The organism is Pseudomonas sp. 7P_10.2_Bac1, assembly GCF_025465935.1.
Classification (GTDB): Bacteria; Pseudomonadota; Gammaproteobacteria; order Pseudomonadales; family Pseudomonadaceae; genus Aquipseudomonas.
This window is the reverse complement of the sequence record NZ_JANLNV010000007.1, coordinates 152,891-168,694: the sequence shown is the minus strand read 5'-3', so window position 1 is coordinate 168,694 and position 15,804 is coordinate 152,891. Positions and strand designations below refer to the sequence as shown.

General features: G+C 56.8%; 16 protein-coding genes. 14 read left to right on the top strand and 2 right to left on the bottom strand.

All coding sequences use genetic code 11. The features are described 5' to 3' along the window. Positions 1-35: 35 nt before the first annotated feature. Entirely contained in the window at positions 36-1,967 is a 1,932-nt protein-coding gene (locus tag NTD86_RS01840; protein ID WP_262200440.1) for an acyltransferase family protein, read from the bottom strand. Between the two features lie 616 nt (positions 1,968-2,583). On the opposite strand from NTD86_RS01840, the gene trxC reads away from it, so the two are divergent. Then, positions 2,584-3,024, top strand: a complete 441-nt coding sequence (gene trxC / locus NTD86_RS01835; RefSeq protein WP_262200439.1) for a thioredoxin TrxC — start codon at positions 2,584-2,586, stop codon at positions 3,022-3,024. Here the strand turns inward: trxC and NTD86_RS01830 are convergent. Then, positions 3,021-3,794: a ParA family protein gene (locus NTD86_RS01830; RefSeq protein WP_262200438.1), complete on the bottom strand. Its 774-nt coding sequence runs from the start codon at positions 3,792-3,794 to the stop codon at positions 3,021-3,023. The genes trxC and NTD86_RS01830 overlap by 4 nt on opposite strands. Before the next feature lie 335 nt (positions 3,795-4,129). Between NTD86_RS01830 and NTD86_RS01825 the strand changes: the two genes are divergently transcribed. The 13 genes from NTD86_RS01825 (at position 4,130) to NTD86_RS01765 (ending at position 15,783) form a co-directional block, all read left to right on the top strand. Then, on the top strand, positions 4,130-4,849 hold the full coding sequence (locus tag NTD86_RS01825) for a beta-ketoacyl synthase chain length factor (protein WP_262200437.1): 720 nt from the start codon (positions 4,130-4,132) through the stop codon (positions 4,847-4,849). Positions 4,850-4,890: 41 nt separating this feature from the next. Beyond that, positions 4,891-5,628 carry a lysophospholipid acyltransferase family protein gene (locus NTD86_RS01820; RefSeq protein ID WP_262200436.1) on the top strand — a complete coding sequence of 246 codons (738 nt, stop codon included), beginning with the start codon at positions 4,891-4,893 and terminating at the stop codon, positions 5,626-5,628. Continuing rightward, positions 5,609-5,869, top strand: a complete 261-nt coding sequence (locus NTD86_RS01815) for a phosphopantetheine-binding protein (protein WP_262200435.1) — start codon at positions 5,609-5,611, stop codon at positions 5,867-5,869. The genes NTD86_RS01820 and NTD86_RS01815 overlap by 20 nt, the downstream gene beginning before the upstream one ends. A gap of 9 nt (positions 5,870-5,878) precedes the next feature. Continuing rightward, positions 5,879-6,133 carry an acyl carrier protein gene (locus NTD86_RS01810; RefSeq protein WP_262200434.1) on the top strand — a complete coding sequence of 85 codons (255 nt, stop codon included), beginning with the start codon at positions 5,879-5,881 and terminating at the stop codon, positions 6,131-6,133. After that, entirely contained in the window at positions 6,130-6,675 is a 546-nt protein-coding gene (locus tag NTD86_RS01805) for a hypothetical protein (RefSeq protein WP_262200432.1), read from the top strand. The genes NTD86_RS01810 and NTD86_RS01805 overlap by 4 nt, the downstream gene beginning before the upstream one ends. Further along, positions 6,672-8,342, top strand: coding sequence for an AMP-binding protein (locus tag NTD86_RS01800; protein ID WP_262200430.1), 1,671 nt, complete (start codon positions 6,672-6,674; stop codon positions 8,340-8,342). Before NTD86_RS01805 ends, NTD86_RS01800 begins: the two co-directional genes overlap by 4 nt. A 116-nt stretch (positions 8,343-8,458) precedes the next feature. After that, the gene (locus NTD86_RS01795) at positions 8,459-9,193 is read left to right on the top strand and encodes a glycosyltransferase family 2 protein (RefSeq protein ID WP_262200428.1); all 735 of its coding nucleotides are present in this window, start codon (positions 8,459-8,461) and stop codon (positions 9,191-9,193) included. Beyond that, positions 9,190-10,128 carry a glycosyl transferase gene (locus NTD86_RS01790; protein ID WP_262200427.1) on the top strand — a complete coding sequence of 313 codons (939 nt, stop codon included), beginning with the start codon at positions 9,190-9,192 and terminating at the stop codon, positions 10,126-10,128. The genes NTD86_RS01795 and NTD86_RS01790 overlap by 4 nt, the downstream gene beginning before the upstream one ends. Beyond that, entirely contained in the window at positions 10,109-11,653 is a 1,545-nt protein-coding gene (gene hutH / locus NTD86_RS01785; RefSeq protein WP_262200426.1) for a histidine ammonia-lyase, read from the top strand. The genes NTD86_RS01790 and hutH overlap by 20 nt, the downstream gene beginning before the upstream one ends. Next, positions 11,646-12,071, top strand: a complete 426-nt coding sequence (locus tag NTD86_RS01780; RefSeq protein WP_262200425.1) for an acyl-CoA thioesterase — start codon at positions 11,646-11,648, stop codon at positions 12,069-12,071. The genes hutH and NTD86_RS01780 overlap by 8 nt, the downstream gene beginning before the upstream one ends. Positions 12,072-12,130: 59 nt before the next feature. Beyond that, a complete protein-coding gene (locus tag NTD86_RS01775; RefSeq protein ID WP_262200424.1) occupies positions 12,131-12,724 on the top strand; it encodes an outer membrane lipoprotein carrier protein LolA in 594 nt (197 codons plus the stop codon). Next, entirely contained in the window at positions 12,714-15,068 is a 2,355-nt protein-coding gene (locus NTD86_RS01770; RefSeq protein WP_262200422.1) for an MMPL family transporter, read from the top strand. Before NTD86_RS01775 ends, NTD86_RS01770 begins: the two co-directional genes overlap by 11 nt. Continuing rightward, positions 15,055-15,783 (top strand): class I SAM-dependent methyltransferase, encoded by a 729-nt coding sequence (locus tag NTD86_RS01765; protein ID WP_262200421.1) that lies wholly within the window; start codon positions 15,055-15,057, stop codon positions 15,781-15,783. The genes NTD86_RS01770 and NTD86_RS01765 overlap by 14 nt, the downstream gene beginning before the upstream one ends. The last annotated feature ends 21 nt before the right edge of the window (positions 15,784-15,804 follow it).

Genomic DNA, 15,804 nt, shown 5'->3' with positions numbered 1-15,804 from the left:
CATGCAAATGATTGCTCAGGACTGATTGAGCTCAATTATTTATTTTTTGTAGACACTATGAAATTTACTATTCCTAGCGAAGCTGCAATAGAGCCATCTATTGAAAGATGAAATGAGTCTGAATATAGAATTTTCCCAGAGCTCACCATCCCACACTTACTTTCTTTACAAAAAGCTTCAGTAGCATCTACATAATACGTACGGGGATTAGAAGCCGCAAAATTCTTTAGAACTGAATTTATCGACAAGGTCGCAGAAGCACTCTCAACGTATTCAAGAAGGCTTTCACAGTGCTGCGCGATGTAGTTGGGCCTCAATAGGCATGTTGCCGGGCTAATGAGTTTAGCGGGATATGGCTGATTACCGATGATGATAAAGTCTCGATCGCCTATGTCTTTTCTTGTCGCAGTGAGTATTTTAACTATTAATGCTTGATACTCAGAGGCATTGTCAACAGGCACAAGTGCTCCTGTAGAGTCTGTAATTGTGCCTAGGTAACCATCCCAACTTTGTGCCTGAATAAACGGTAGCAGGTTACCGTCTAGCTTAAGCATTGCTTTTTTGTAAGCCTCTCGACATGCAGGCCTCGGAGACTTGTTTACTTGGTTTGAGTACTCTCCGGAAAATATGCACCCATGTAAAAAAGTAGCATCAAGCATTAACCCTTGTTTTTTAAGTTCAGCGTCCATTCCTACTGCATATTGGTGAGCGAAGCTATCGCCTCCGAAAACGGCAATTTTTTCACCGTTCTCACTTCCTAACTGGCTGTCTAAATCAAACCCGTATCCACCATAATTATTGGTATGAAAGTTAACTGGATCGGCCGCAAAAGAAAGGTAATCAGCGGGCACTCTGGAACCTACACCTCTGGCCTGCACAATAAGTATGCAAATAAACGTGACAATAGCAACAGACACGGCAACGAATGAAACACCTAACGGCTTTATAGCTTTCTTTGACCTCATAAATATTCGCTCAACCGTGACGTACAAAACGTAGCCGAGCACAATAGATAAAGCGAGCAGGATTAATTTTTCTTCTACATTGAGCGATCTAAAAATATAGTATTTATAGAATACTGCGGTAGGCCAATGAACCAAATACACAGAGTAAGAAACCAGACCAAGCTTAACCATTGGCCAAATGCGCAACACTGAGCCTGATGTCGAATGCCCAGAATAAATGCATGCAGCAGCTCCAAAACATGGGATCAGCGCGAGAATTCCTGGAAAAGGAGAGGCCGCATCCAACACAAATGCCGAAATAAATATTAATGCAAGACCCAGCAAGGTGATAAGTGAATTTACAACATCCCCCACTCTATATCTTGATATGAACACTAGGCTTGCGCCAATAGAAAGTTCAAAAATTCTCGAAGGCATCATAAAATAAGCAGCGGGCGAGTTGTAAGAAAGCATATATTGAGAAAGACCCAACGAGCCTATCGCCATTGCGATCAACAGCCACACAAGAAAACGTTCCGATATTTTCAGCGTGCCCCAGACGACGAGCGGCCAAACAATATAAAACTGCCATTCAGCAGCTAACGACCACGTATGAAGCAATGGCTGCGTTTTAGCCGAAGCATCAAAATAGCCCTGATTAAACAAGAAATAGAAATTTGACGCAGAGAACAGAGAATACGTGGCAGAATTGGCAAGTTCACTAAACGAAGCAGGATCCATCAGCACATACCCGGCAATCAGGCAGAGGCTAATGGTCGCTATGAGCGCGGGGTGCAACCTGAGCAGTCTTCTTGAATAAAAATCAACGAAGGAAAATCGTCCAGCGGACACGGAGTTTTTGATAACTTCAGTGATCAGATACCCCGAAATCACAAAGAAAACATCAACACCGACAAACCCACCGGGCACACCAAGCTCAAAGTGATACAGGAGAACAAGGATGACAGCAAGTGCTCGTAGCCCGTCTATTTCCGGCCGGTAAGTGATATTTTTGTTCAGCACTAATCAATCCCCTTCCCAATTTTGATGCGCAGCTTTCAAAAAACCTTCCCAAACCATACGATGCTACGGACTCGCAAACGCGATAATTACTGCCCCTTGGCACCCACGCCTATACGTCGATAAATATAGATATTTAAATGCCACCCCCTGCACTTAAATTTATATACAACACTACCGTTAGAGACGAATACCCATATTGACCCAAGAGCATATTAGATCCACTCTAAGCATGGATTTCTGCCAAATTCGGACAATAACAACCATCTGATTATTAGGCGCTGGAGAGTAAAACTATCTGCAAGCGTAATATGTAAGGCAAAAAGCAATTATTTGTAGGAAAATTCTAAATCCCTCGAAGATTCATCAAAGACACATCGGTCCGGCCGCCAACTTGAAAATCTGTCGCACGTTGAACTGAAAGTTTCCTCTGAGTATTTCGAATACCCACGACTGCGTATCCGGCAGGTCACTTTGCTTTGCGGTGGGCTCTTGCATCAAAGAGCGCAGTGACTGTCAGCCAGTGGCGGGCGGGGGCAACATCTGCTGAACTGCACCTTTTACGCAACGCGCTCATTGCGAACAGGGGCGCGCCACAGCAATTTCCGGAGTTTTTTAAATGACTGATCCGCTGCTTATACCCTGCCCTCACTGCAACGGCCTTAACCGTATCCCCGCTGCGCGCGTGGGCGAGCACCCCAAGTGTGGGCGCTGTAAGAACGAAGTGCTGACCGCCAAGCCCTTCGATTTAAAGCAAACCGATTACGCCAGCCAGATCAAAGGCGATCTGCCGCTGCTGGTGGATGTTTGGGCTGATTGGTGCGGGCCATGCAAGGCCTTTGCGCCGGTATTCGAGCAAGCCGCCAGCCAATTGGTGGGAGTGTGCCGACTGGCCAAGCTGGACAGCGATGCCAACCAGCAACTGTCCGGGCAATTGGGCATTCGCTCGATTCCAAGCCTGATCCTGTACAAAAACGGCCAGGAAGTCGCCCGCCAAAGCGGCGCCTTCCCGTTGCAACAGCTCAAGGCCTGGCTGCAAAGCCACGGCGTGAGCGCTTAAGCGTTTTGATCCAGGTAATCGTGCAGCTCAATAAATTGCTGGGTCAGCTTGTGTCGTGGTTCGAAATACACCAGCGGCTGGCTGGCCTGGTGCGACTCGCGCATTTTGACTGAGCTGGTGAGGTACACCGGCAGCACGGGCAAGCCTTCGGCAATCAACTCATCGAGCATTTGCTGCGGCAAGCTGGCACGGGCCTGAAACTGGTTGACCACAATGCCTTCAACCAGCAGGTCTTCGTTGTGGTCGTCTTTCAACTCTTCGATCTCGGTCAACAGACCATACAACGCCTGACGCGAAAAGCTGTCGCAGTCGAAGGGGATCAGTACACGATCAGAGGCGATCAACGCGGATACCGCATAGAAATTCAAGGCGGGTGGCGTGTCGATGTAGATGCGGTCGTAATCTTCGGCCAAGTCATCCAGCAGCTTCTTGAGCTTGTTGATCTTGTGCTTGGCCTCAAGCTTGGGCTGCAAGTCTGCCAGTTCGGGCGTGGCGGTAATGATGTGCAGGTTTTCGAACGGTGTTTCGTAAATATCGACCCGATTCTTCTTCGACCCCACGCCCGCAGACAAGCTTTGCTTGAAGAACTCTGCGATGCCCATCGGAATGTCATCACCTGTCAGCCCGGTGAGGTATTGAGTGGAATTGGCCTGGGCATCCAGATCGACCAACAGAGTGCGATACCCCTCGCTGGCACTGACAGCCGCCAGGTTACAAGCGATGCTGGACTTGCCCACACCACCTTTTTGGTTGAACACCACGCGACGCATTTCAAAACCTCCGTGTATCAATAAGTGCTCGAGTGTAGATGCCCTGTAGATAACTTCGCTACCTTGCGGCGAAAAGAGCTACGAGCAAGGCAGATTTATCCTTATAAACGCCGGAACGAATCTCTTTATCAATGTGATACAGGCACCCATAGTTTAACGATTACTAAAAGATAGCGATTTCGTCCGATAAACCAAAAAAACTGCTACAAAAATGTAAGCGATAATTGCTACGAGCCAATAGCACCGGGATAATGCTGCCTCGTAATTAATAGTGCCGCATTGACCGCTGCCTAATTTCGCATCAAGGAAGCCTGCAAGGGCGGGATGAACCTCCAGTGATTAACTTCAATATTGCCGCTTGGCGAGCCTGGGCACCGGGCCTCGACAGCGTGGCCGATTGGCAGGCCTGGAGCCAGCACCCCCACGCAATCGCCGCCAGCGATGCCAACCCAGACGTATCGTTTTTACCGGCGATGCAACGCCGCCGTCTCAGTCGCTTGGCGCGTATGGCATTCAGTGTCGGCTGGCCACTGGCAGAAAGTCATGAAGCCCTGCCACTGGTGTTTGTTTCCCGTCATGGCGAAACTCCGCGCACCTTCGACATGCTGAGCGAACTCGCAGCCCAGCAGCCCTTGTCACCCACCCAATTCAGCCTCTCGGTGCACAACGCCGTCATTGGGTTGTGGTCTATCATGCGCGGCGAAACCAGTGAAATGACTGCCCTTGCTGCCGCCGGGGATGGCCTGGAGCATGGCCTGATCGAAGCTTGTGCGTTACTCAATGATGGCGCGCCAGCCGTGCTGCTGGTGATCTCTGAAGAAGAACCGCCCGAGGCTTACCGGCCCTGGATTGACGACGTGCCCTTTGCCTATGCCGCGGGCCTGCTGCTGACTCGCGGTGAGCAGTGGCACCTGTCGTTGTCCACACGACCTGCTGGCGTCGCCCAAACCCGGTGGCCTCATGCACTGCAATTGTTACAGCACCTGTTCAGTGGCCAGACGTCGTTTCAGCACGCCTGGGAAAACCGGCTCTGGCAGTGGCAACGTAAGTCGTGAAGCTTGGTAATGCTTACTACTGGCGCCTAATGGCCACGGCCATGAGCTTCGTTCTCTTTGGATTAGGGTGCCTGTGCCTGCGACTAATCATCTTCCCGCTGCTCAGTTGCTTGTCGGGCGATGCCCTGCGTCAGCGCGAGCGGGCGCGTTACACCGTCAGCCAACTGTTCTGGTTGTTTATCCGGTTCATGGCCCGCATGGGCGTACTGACCTATGACGTGCAAGGTGCCGAGCGCCTCGGACGTCCCGGCCAAATGATCATTGCCAACCATCCATCACTGATTGATGTGGTGTTTCTGATCGGACTGGTGCGTAACGCCAATTGCGTGGTCAAGCAAAGCCTTTGGCAAAACCCGTTCACCCGCAGCCCGGTGCGCGCCACGCAATACATCAGCAATGACGGTAGCATCGACATGCTCGACAGGGCTGCAGAGGCCCTGCAACAAGGCCAGACGTTGATTATTTTCCCGGAGGGCACTCGCACCTCGCCCGGCCAGATGCCGACCTTACATCGGGGGGCATCCGCCATCGCTTTGCGCGGTGCCAAAGTCCTGACCCCGGTGGTGATAAAAGTCAGCCCCACCACGCTGACCAAAGCCGAACCTTGGTACCGCATACCCAAACGCCGCGTTCACTTCAGTTTTTGTGTCGGGCCCGATATAGATCCAAGCAGCTTTGCAGCTGCAGGCCCGCCGCCCAAGGCATCGCGCCTGCTTAACGACTTCGTGCATGACTACTTTATTAAGGAGCTCGCAACAGATGAGCGATCTACGCAGTGACATCAAACAACTGATCATCGATGCCCTGGGCCTTGAAGACATCAGCATCAGCGACATTGGGGATGAGCAAACCCTGTTTGGCGAAGGCTTGGGGCTGGACTCGGTCGACGCCCTGGAGCTAGGCCTGGCGATCCAAAAAACCTATGGCATCAAAATAGATGCCGACGCAAAAGACACCCGTGATCACTTCTCCAACGTGACCAGCCTTGCGGCTTTTGTCACAGCCAAACAGGCTGCCTGAGACCGAACCATGCAAACCCGTGAAGACATTTTCAACATCCTGCGCGACGCTCTGGTCGAACTCTTTGAACTGGAACCCGAACGCGTCACGCTGGAGGCCAATTTGTATCAGGACTTGGAAATCGACAGCATCGACGCTGTCGACCTGATCGATCATATCAAGCGCAAGACCGGCAAAAAGATTGCCGCCGAAGCCTTCAAGTCGGTGCGCACCGTCAATGATGTGGTTGATGCGGTCTACCACATGGTGCAACCGCACGCATGAGCCGATTGATCGGCCTGGGCCTGCTGCTGGCAGGCCTGCTGTACCCCTTCGCGGTGCATTTCGGTATGGCCCACTTTGCTCCGTGGCAGTTCGCGTTACTGCTCGGCGGGCTGTGGCTCGCGCGAGTCCTGACCGGCGAACGACGCCCTGGCAGCCTGTGCATCGCCGTGGTCGCGCTGGTGTTTTGTGCGTTGCTGGCACTTTTTAACAGCCCGGCTCTATTGCGCTGGTACCCGGTACTGATCAGCACACTGATGCTCAGTCTGTTTGGCGTGAGCCTGAGGTTCGGCCCGCCGATGGTAGAGCGTCTAGCTCGATTGCGTGAACCGGTACTCCCCGATAGCGCAATTCATTACACCCGCCAGGTAACCAAGGTCTGGTGCCTGTTTTTTATGTTCAACGGTCTGGTCGCGGCCAGCCTGACACTGTGGGCGCCACTGAGCTGGTGGACGCTATACAACGGTCTGATCGCTTACGGATTAATGGGGCTGTTGTTTGCCATTGAATGGCTGATACGACAAAAGGTAAGAGACCAGGCATGAAGTGGATAAAGCTTGAGCAACTATTGCTCGAGGGTGATGCACATCGCATCGTCAGCGTTGAGCCAACGCTCACTCATCACGCCCTCTGCGCGCAGGCCCTGAGCCTGGCGGGCGGGTTGCAGCAACGCGGTATACAACGCATGGCCGTGCATCTGGACGATGCAGGTGAACTGGCCATTGCGCTGCTAGGCGCCTGGCGCGCCGGGGTCAGTGTGTTATTGCCCGCAGACCTGCAAGCCCACACCCGTGAACGCTGGGACACCTACGTCGATGTATGGCTGACCGGTAGCCTCGAGCTGCACGCCTTGTATGGCGCCCCATTGGTCCCTGACGAGCTGGACCTGGACGCGTGCCAACTGAGCCTGTGCACTTCAGGCTCCAGCGGCGAGCCCAAGCGCATCGACAAAAGCGTGCGGCAAATGGCCAATGAGGTAGAGACCCTCGAACAACTGTGGGGACATGAACTGGGCGACGCGTGCATCATCGCCAGCGTTGCCGCGCAGCATATTTATGGGCTGCTATTCCGCGTGCTGTGGCCGCTGTGTGCGGGCCGGGTCTTTACTCGCGAGCAACTGGCCTTCCCCGAAGACATGCAGCGCGCCAGCCGCGAACACGCAACATTTGCCTGGGTAGCCAGCCCCGCCCTACTCAAGCGCATGACCGAAAACCTCGACTGGCAAGCCTTGAGTCAGGTGCGCCGGGTGTTCTCTTCGGGCGGCGCATTACCTGCCGAGGCGGCTCACGCGCTGAATCAGCGCCTGGGCCAATGGCCGACCGAGATTTTCGGCAGCTCTGAAACCGGCGGCATTGCATGGCGGCAAGGCACCACCTTATGGCAGCCATTTGCCGGAGTTCACCTGAGTCAAAGTGAAGACGGCGCACTGCGCATCGCCTCACCGTACCTGATCGCAGGCCATGTCGAACAAACGGCCGATGCAGCACGCATTGAAGCCGACGGGCGCTTCGAACTGCTGGGACGCCTGGACCGCATCGTTAAAATCGAAGAAAAGCGCATCTCGCTACCCCTGCTGGAGCAGGCCTTGAGCACACACCCATGGATCGCGGAAGCACGCTTGGGCGTGATCAATGAAAACCGCGCCTCACTGGGTGCCTTGCTGGTACTCACCGACAGCGGGTTGTTTGCCATGCGGGAACATGGCCGTCGGGCCCTGACCCAGGCCCTGCGCCAATACCTTGTCCCCTATTGCGAAGCCCTGGCGTTACCGCGTCGCTGGCGGTTGCTGCGGCAAATGCCGCTTACCAGCCAGGGCAAACTGCCGCAAGCGCAGGTTGATGCGTTGCTGCTGGCTGTACGACCATCAATGCCTGAAGTGCTCAACCAACACTCCGATGATGACGGCTGGAGACTTAACCTGTCGGTCCCGCCTGACCTTACGTACTTCAGCGGGCACTTCCCCCAAACCCCGGTGCTGCCCGGGGTGGTGCAAGTGGAGTGGGCCATCAATTTAGCCCAGCAACTGCTCGACCTGCCGCCCCGCTTTGCCGGAATGGAAGTGCTTAAGTTCCAGCAACTGATACGCCCCGGCGATGAAATCGAGTTGACCCTGCGCTTTGATCGCGAACGCAACAAATTGCATTTTGCCTACCGCAATGCCAATGCCGCCTGCTCCAGTGGCCGTGTCGTGCTGGAGGCCGCCTGTGCATAATTTGATCTGTGAATGCTGTGGGAGCGGGCTTGCTCGCGATTGCATCAACGCGCCGCTTCAGAAAATCCGCAGCGCCTGTATCGCGAGCAAGCCCGCTGCCACAAAGGCCGACCGTCATGCATAACCCTTGCGCCGTGATCCCGGTGTATAACCATGAAACTGCCGTGCCCGCCGTGGTCGAGGCGTTGCAGGCCGCAGTTTTGCCCTGTGTATTGGTCGACGACGCCAGCAGCCCCGCGTGCAGCGCCGTACTCAACGAACTGGCCCAGCACGAACGCATCTACTTGGTGCGGCTGACCGTCAACCAAGGCAAAGGCGGCGCCGTCATGGCCGGTTTGCGTGAAGCCTCACGCCTGGGCTTTACCCATGCGTTACAAGTCGATGCCGACGGCCAGCACGACCTGAGTGATGTAACGACCTTTATCCAAGCATCACAACACAGCCCAGAGGCACTGATCTGCGGTTACCCGCAATACGATTCCAGCGTGCCCAAAGGCCGCCTGTATGCACGCTACCTGACCCATATCTGGGTGTGGATCAACAGCCTGTCATTGCGCATTCCCGATTCGATGTGCGGCTTCAGGGTGTACCCGCTAGCACCGACAGTGGCGTTGATCGACTCGGTCAAGGTGGGCAAACGTATGGACTTCGACCCTGAAATACTCGTGCGCCTGGCGTGGCGCAACCAGCCAATGCAGTGGCTGGCGACCAAGGTGCATTACCCGCAAGACGGTCTGTCGCACTTTCGCCTGTTCCATGACAACGCCCTGATTTCGGCCATGCACACCAAGCTATTCTTCGGCATGTTGGTGCGTTTACCGAGCATTCTCTGGAGGCGCTGGCAGGCATGAGCGATACACCACAGCATTGGGCCGAGCATAAAGAGCGAGGCAATTTTTGGCTGATGAAGCTCACGGCCTTTGGGGTCAAAGTGCTCGGTCGCCGCCTGCTGGCTCCCGTTTTATACGGCATCGTGCTGTACTTTTTTGTCTTCGGCCGTAAAGCCCGACGCAGCATCTGGCACTACCAGCAACACTTGGCCGACTGGAGTGGGCAGCCCGCTTTGCGCCCCACGCCGTGGCGGGTGTTCGGCCAGTTCATTGCGTTTGCCGATTCGCTGCTCGACAAGCTCGACGTATGGAACGGCCGCCTCAAGACGCAAGACATCGAGATCATCGACCCTGCCCGGCTGCGTGAGCAAATGCGCAATAAGCGTGGGCAAATGCTGGTGGGTGCACATTTGGGCAACCTAGAGGTGTGCCGTGCCCTCGCCGAACTGGGCGAAAAAATAACCCTGAACGTGCTGGTACACACCCGCCATGCCGAGCAGTTCAACCGTTTGCTGGGCGAAGCCGGAGCCACGCATGTGCGGCTGATTCAAGTCAGCGAGCTTAACCCTGGCGTCATGCTGCAATTGAGCCAACGCCTGGAAAACGGCGAGTGGCTGGCCATTGCCGGTGACCGCGTGCCGCTGCATGGCGCACGCACCGCGCAGGTCAAATTTCTCGGCCTATCGGCACCCTTCCCGCAAGGCCCGTGGTTGCTGGCCGGGTTGCTTAAGTGCCCGGTCAATTTATTGTTTTGCCTGAAACACCAAGGCCGCTATCGAGTGGTTATCGAACCCTTCGCCGAGGCCATCGAATGGCGGCGCAGCGACCGCGAACAGGTGATCGCCGAGTGGGCGGGGCGCTATGCCGAACGGCTTGGCCATTACTGCCTTGAGGCGCCGCAACAGTGGTTTAACTTTTACCCTTTCTGGAAAACCGATGACGACGCATCAGCATAAGCCAGTAACCTTCGGCCAAACCCCACTGTGCATTGAAGACGTGCTGGCACTGGCCAATCGTCAGGTGCTGACCCGTTTGCAAGACGATGCCGAGTACCGTGAACGCATCGCCAAAGGTGCGCGCTTTCTCGATTCATTGCTCGACAAAGAAGGCGTGATCTACGGCGTGACCACTGGCTATGGCGACTCGTGCGTGGTGGCGGTGCCGCTCGAGCATGTCGAAGCACTGCCACGTCACCTCTTCACCTTCCATGGCTGCGGCCTGGGTAAAGTGTTCGACGCTCAGGCCACTCGCGCCGTGCTGGCCGCACGGTTGCAGTCACTGTGCCACGCGGTGTCCGGGGTACGCGTTGAACTGCTGGAGCGCCTGCAAGCGTTTATCGCCCACGACATTTTGCCGTTGATCCCCGAAGAGGGCTCGGTGGGCGCCAGTGGCGACCTGACACCGCTGTCTTATGTGGCGGCCACCTTGTCGGGCGAGCGGGAGGTCATGTTCAACGGCGAGCGCCGCCTGGCAGCTGACGTGCACCGCGAACTGGGCTGGACGCCGCTGGTACTGCGGCCCAAGGAAGCACTGGCGCTGATGAACGGTACGGCCGTAATGACCGGCCTTGCGTGCCTGGCGTATGCCCGCGCCGATTACCTGCTCAAGTTGGCAACCCGCATCACGGCACTCAACGTGGTGGCGTTGCAAGGTAACCCTGAACACTTCGATGAGCGCCTGTTCGCTGCCAAGCCGCATCCGGGACAGATGCAAGTGGCGGCATGGTTGCGCCAGGACCTCGCCATCGACGCCCCGACGGCGCCTCTGCATCGCCTGCAAGACCGTTACTCGCTGCGCTGCGCGCCCCATGTGCTGGGTGTTCTGGCTGACAGCCTGAGCTGGCTGCGCGGGTTTATCGAAGTCGAACTCAACAGCGCCAATGACAACCCGATCATCGACGCCGAAGAAGAACGCGTGCTGCACGGCGGGCACTTCTATGGCGGGCACATTGCCTTCGCCATGGACAGCCTCAAAACCTTGGTGGCCAACGTGGCCGACTTGCTTGATCGCCAACTCGCGCTGTTGGTAGACGTGCGTTACAACCACGGCTTGCCGAGCAACCTCTCGGGCGCCAGCGCCGAACGGGCGATGCTCAACCACGGCTTTAAAGCGGTGCAGATCGGCGCCAGCGCCTGGACCGCCGAAGCCTTGAAAAACACGATGCCAGCCAGCGTCTTCTCGCGCTCAACCGAATGCCACAACCAGGACAAAGTGAGCATGGGCACCATTGCCGCCCGTGACGCCATTCGTGTGCTGGAGCTGACCGAGCAAGTGGCCGCCGCGACATTGCTGGCTGCCAACCAGGGTGTGTGGCTGCGCAGCCGCGACGCAGACGCCCGCCCATTACCCACCGCACTGGCCGACATGCACGCTGAACTGGCCAAGGATTTCGCCCCCGTCATTGAAGACCGCGCACTGGAAGCCGAACTGCGCTTGTGCCTGGCCCGTATTGCCCAACAACACTGGAGGCTGCATGCGTAGCAAAGGCGTTTTGCACGTCGACACCGAAGTCCTGGTGCCGTTTTTCGACATCGACACGATGCACGTGGTGTGGCACGGGCATTACGTCAAATACCTCGAAGTCGCCCGCTGCGCCTTGCTCGATCACATCGGGCATAACTACACGCAGATGCTCGACGCAGGCTACGCGTGGCCGGTGATCGACCTGCAACTGCGCTATGTGCGCGGTGCCACCTTCGGCCAACGGATCAACGTGCGTGCCAGCTTGGTGGAGTGGGAGAACCGTCTGAAGATCAATTACCTGATTACCGATGCGGCCACCGGCGTACGCCTGACCCGCGCCTGCACGGTGCAGGTTGCGGTCAGGATTGCCGACCGGGAAATGCAACTGGCGTCGCCCAAATGCTTGATCGATGCGATTGCGAAGGTGCTGGCATGATCTTTTCTTTGCGATCAAAAAACCCTCTACCGGAGGGAGAGGGTTGGGGTGAGGGCAAGTTGGTTCGCGTTTTGTGCACGGCGCTGCTGCTCGGATTATCGCCATTGGCCCACGCCTTCGACCTACAACAACTAAGCGATCAACTGGCAAGGCCGCAGGTGATCCACGGTGATTTCATCCAGGAAAAACACCTACGCGCGTTACCCAAACCGCTGACCAGCACCGGCACGTTTGTGCTGGCCAAAGATCACGGCCTGTTATGGCAACTCAACACCCCGCTGAAACAGGACTACCGCATCACCGCCCTCGGCATTGCCCGGCGCAATGGCAGCGAGTGGCAAATGCTCCCCGGCAAGAGCGCAGGTGCTGAGCAGAACCGTCTGTTCCTCGCCGTGCTGCAAGGCGACAGCAGCGGGCTTCAGCGTGATTTCGAGCTGCGCCTGCAAGGCCAACCGACGCATTGGACGCTAATGCTCACGCCGCGCTCGTTGTTGCTCAAGCAGGTGTTCACACAGATCAATATCGACGGCGGCGAGCTGGTGCAACGCATCGAGTTGCAGGAAGCCCAAGGCGACAGCACTGTGCTGAAGCTGCAAAACAGCACCCGTTATTCCCCCTTGAGCGACGCGGAGCAGCACGATTTTGCGCAGTGAACGCTGGCTGCCCCAGGGCTTTTTGATCCTGCTGCTGGTCGTGCTCGCACTGGCCGGTTGGCAATGGCGGCATGGCCCGCCGCTGTCGGCCAACCTGATCGAACTGGTGCCCGGCCACACCCCGGATGCACTGCTACAGAGCGCCGAGCAGCGCATGCAAGACCCCCTGAACCGAGAGGTTCTGCTGCTGGTGGGCAGCGCTGATCGCCAACAAGCCATTACCACCGCTCGCCAGTTGGGCGAACAGTGGTTGGCCAGCGGGCTGTTTGAAAAGGTCCAGTGGAACCTTAAAGCCGACTTGCCCGCCCTGCGCGAGCAACTGCTGCGCGGGCGCCTGGCAATGCTCGCGCAAGCTGACCGCACACAACTGATCGAACACCCTGATGCCTTTATCCAACAACGCGTTCAAGCGCTGTTCGACCCGTTCAGCGGGTTTAGCCTGGTGCCCAGCCAAGACGACTGGCTGGGCCTGACCGGGCGCATCCAGAACAGCCAGCCGCAACGCGGCGCGGTACAGCTGGACATCGGCAGCGGCGCCTTGATCGCTGACGACGACGGTAAAAGCTGGGTATTACTGCGCGCACGCACGCAGGGCGATGCTTTTGATATGAAGCTGCCCCTGCAAGTGGCCGCACTGGTTGAAAACAGCCGCGAACTGGCAACCCGCCAGAACGTGCAGCTACTTGCCGCCAGTGGCCTGCTCTACGCCGCCAGCGGGCAACAACAGGCCACCCGTGAGATCACCTGGGTCGGCGGCGGGGCTACCTTCGGGATTTTGCTCTTGTTGCTGCTCGCGTTTCGCCGCTGGCGCGTGCTGCTGGCATTTGTTCCGGTGCTGGTGGGCATGCTGTTTGGCGCCGTGGCCTGTGTCGGTTTGTTTGGCAGCCTGCACGTGATGACATTAGTGCTGGGCTCAAGCCTGATCGGCGTGGCCGTCGATTACCCGCTGCATTACCTGTCCAAAAGCTGGAGCCTGAAACCTTGGCTAAGTTGGCCTGCCGTGCGCCTGACATTGCCCGGTTTGAGCCTGAGCCTAGCCACCAGTTGCATCGGTTATCTAGCCTTGGCGTTTACCCCCTTTCCAGCGTTGACCCAAATTGCCACCTTCTCGGCCGCAGGCTTGGTCGGGGCGTATTTAAGCGCCGTGTGTTTGCTACCCGCGCTGCTCAACGGTATGACGTTACAGCCCGCGCAATGGCCGTTGCGCCTCGCACAACGCTTGCTGGATGCGCGAGCAGCACTTTTGAAAAAAATCCCCACACCGGTGCTATTGGCCTTGTTGCTAGCCTTTTGTGCAGCGGGCGTGTGGCAACTGACCAGCAAAAACGATATTCGCCAATGGGTTGGTGCACCACCTCAACTGACGGCACAAGCCCAGGCTATTGCACGGATTACCGGCTACCAACCGACCAGCCAGTTCTTTTTGGTGCGTGCTGACAATGAGCAGCAACTGCTTGAGCGCCAAACCGTGCTACGCGAACGGCTGGATCAACTGGTCAGCACCGGCACGCTGCAAGGCTATTTGTCCCTGGGCCAATTGGTCAGCCTGACGAGCGAGCAACAACACCTGCGCGCTGCCTTGAAGCAACTGCCACAGCACTGGCAACCGCTGCTGGAACTGGGCGTGCCCGAGGTCGCGCTGCAACATGAACTCGCACAGTTAGAGGCTTTGCCCGAGCAAACTATCGACGCCGCGCTCATCGGGCCATTGGCCGAACCGTGGCGCGCGTTGTGGTTGGGCAAACAGGGCAACGGCGTGGCCGCCATGGTCAGCCTGCAAGGCTTGAACAACCCCGACCTGTTGCACGAACAAGCCCAGGGCCTACCCGGCGTGCAGTGGGTGGACCGTTTGGGCGACTTGAATGGCGTGTTCGCGGCCACCCAGATCAGCGCAGCAGAATTGAAGCTGTTGTCGTGCGTATTGATCGTCTTGCTGTTGATCGCGCCCTTTGGCTTAAGTGGCGCGCTGCGCATTGTTGCACTGCCGCTGTTAGCCGCACTGTGCAGCGTGGCCAGCCTCGGCTGGTTGGGGCAGCCGCTGACCCTGTTCAGCCTGTTCGGGTTATTGCTGGTGACGGCGATCAGCGTCGATTACGCGATTTTGATGCGTGAACAAATCGGCGGGGCTGCCGTCAGCCTACTCGGCACCTTGCTCGCGGCGCTGACCACTTGGCTGTCGTTCGGTTTACTGGCGGTGTCCAGCACGCCAGCGATCAGCAACTTCGGGTTGTCGGTCAGCCTCGGCCTGGCCTTCAGCTTTATGCTCGCGCCGTGGGCCGGTCAACAAACGCCGCACACCCAGCGTTACTCTTCATTGCCACGGAGGCCCCATGAAACCCCTTAGCGATACCTACGTAGAAGAAACCCGGTTCGGGTTTTGGTTTTTGCGCAGCCACACCTGGCAGCACCATGTACTGCGGGTGGCGATCAATGACTTGCGCGGTTTGTTCAGTGAGCCGCCGCCGTCTGCACCGGTCATCCTGGATGCCGGTTGCGGGCAGGGCAAGTCGTTTCAGTACCTGCATAAAACCTTCGCTCCGAAACGTTTGATCGGGCTTGATGCGGACCCGCTTAGCCTTGAGCTAAGCCGTGAGGAAGCTCGCCGCCAGGGTTTCGACATTGAGCTTATAGGTAGCGACTGTGCTGAACTGAACGTGCCAGATGCCAGCATCGACCTGCTGTTCTGTCACCAGACCTTCCACCACCTGGTGCAACAAGACCGGGCGCTGGCCGAGTTCTATCGCGTGCTCAAGCCGGGCGGCTATTTGCTGTTCGCCGAGTCCACCGAAGCCTACATCGACACCTGGATAATTCGCTGGCTGTTCCGCCACCCCATGCACGTGCAGAAAAGCGCGGCGCAATACCTGGAAATGATTCGCGACCAAGGCTTTGAATTTGACGCGCAGAACGTCTCTTACCCGTACCTGTGGTGGAGCCGTGCAACCGATTTCGGGCTATTGGAACGCTTTGGCTTGCGCCCTGCCAAGCCGGTGGGTCAACGGGAAGAAACACTGGTCAACGTGGTGGCACGCAAACCGTTGCAAGGCAAAGCTCAATGACACATGCGAAAGCTGTAGTCA

What these genes read in the sequence shown, in the direction of transcription:
- trxC (WP_262200439.1), top strand. Translation starts at nt 2,584, where the DNA reads ATGACTGATCCGCTGCTTATACCCTGCCCTCACTGCAACGGCCTTAAC.
- NTD86_RS01830 (WP_262200438.1), bottom strand. Translation starts at nt 3,794, where the DNA reads ATGCGTCGCGTGGTGTTCAACCAAAAAGGTGGTGTGGGCAAGTCCAGC.
- NTD86_RS01820 (WP_262200436.1), top strand. Translation starts at nt 4,891, where the DNA reads ATGAGCTTCGTTCTCTTTGGATTAGGGTGCCTGTGCCTGCGACTAATC.
- NTD86_RS01815 (WP_262200435.1), top strand. Translation starts at nt 5,609, where the DNA reads ATGAGCGATCTACGCAGTGACATCAAACAACTGATCATCGATGCCCTG.
- NTD86_RS01810 (WP_262200434.1), top strand. Translation starts at nt 5,879, where the DNA reads ATGCAAACCCGTGAAGACATTTTCAACATCCTGCGCGACGCTCTGGTC.
- NTD86_RS01805 (WP_262200432.1), top strand. Translation starts at nt 6,130, where the DNA reads ATGAGCCGATTGATCGGCCTGGGCCTGCTGCTGGCAGGCCTGCTGTAC.
- NTD86_RS01800 (WP_262200430.1), top strand. Translation starts at nt 6,672, where the DNA reads ATGAAGTGGATAAAGCTTGAGCAACTATTGCTCGAGGGTGATGCACAT.
- NTD86_RS01795 (WP_262200428.1), top strand. Translation starts at nt 8,459, where the DNA reads ATGCATAACCCTTGCGCCGTGATCCCGGTGTATAACCATGAAACTGCC.
- NTD86_RS01790 (WP_262200427.1), top strand. Translation starts at nt 9,190, where the DNA reads ATGAGCGATACACCACAGCATTGGGCCGAGCATAAAGAGCGAGGCAAT.
- hutH (WP_262200426.1), top strand. Translation starts at nt 10,109, where the DNA reads ATGACGACGCATCAGCATAAGCCAGTAACCTTCGGCCAAACCCCACTG.
- NTD86_RS01780 (WP_262200425.1), top strand. Translation starts at nt 11,646, where the DNA reads ATGCGTAGCAAAGGCGTTTTGCACGTCGACACCGAAGTCCTGGTGCCG.
- NTD86_RS01765 (WP_262200421.1), top strand. Translation starts at nt 15,055, where the DNA reads ATGAAACCCCTTAGCGATACCTACGTAGAAGAAACCCGGTTCGGGTTT.